Here is a 214-nt window from a genome sequence, read left to right as displayed (position 1 = left end):
TCCGGGCGGACAGCACCCACGGCACCGGACCGTCACCCTCGACCTCGTCGCCCACGACCTCGGGCGACTCCGCTGCGGCCTCCAGGACCACATGCGCGTTGGTCCCACCGATGCCGAAGGAGGACACGGCGGAGCGGCGCGGGCGGTCGAGTTCGGGCCAGTCCTGCTGCTCGGTGAGCAGGCTGACAGCGCCGGACTCCCAGTCCACGTGGTG

1 protein-coding gene is annotated in these 214 nt (G+C 72.4%); it reads right to left on the bottom strand.

Going from position 1 to position 214, the window contains the following annotated elements:
• A partial coding sequence (locus tag VR45_RS41755) for a ketoacyl-synthetase C-terminal extension domain-containing protein (protein WP_045945214.1) occupies positions 1 to 214 on the bottom strand: 214 nt, incomplete at both ends.

Source organism: Streptomyces sp. NRRL S-495, assembly GCF_000966955.1.
Classification (GTDB): domain Bacteria; phylum Actinomycetota; class Actinomycetes; order Streptomycetales; family Streptomycetaceae; genus Kitasatospora; species Kitasatospora purpeofusca.
The sequence above is the reverse complement of the archived record's forward strand: the minus strand, read 5'-3'. Positions and strand labels throughout refer to the sequence as shown.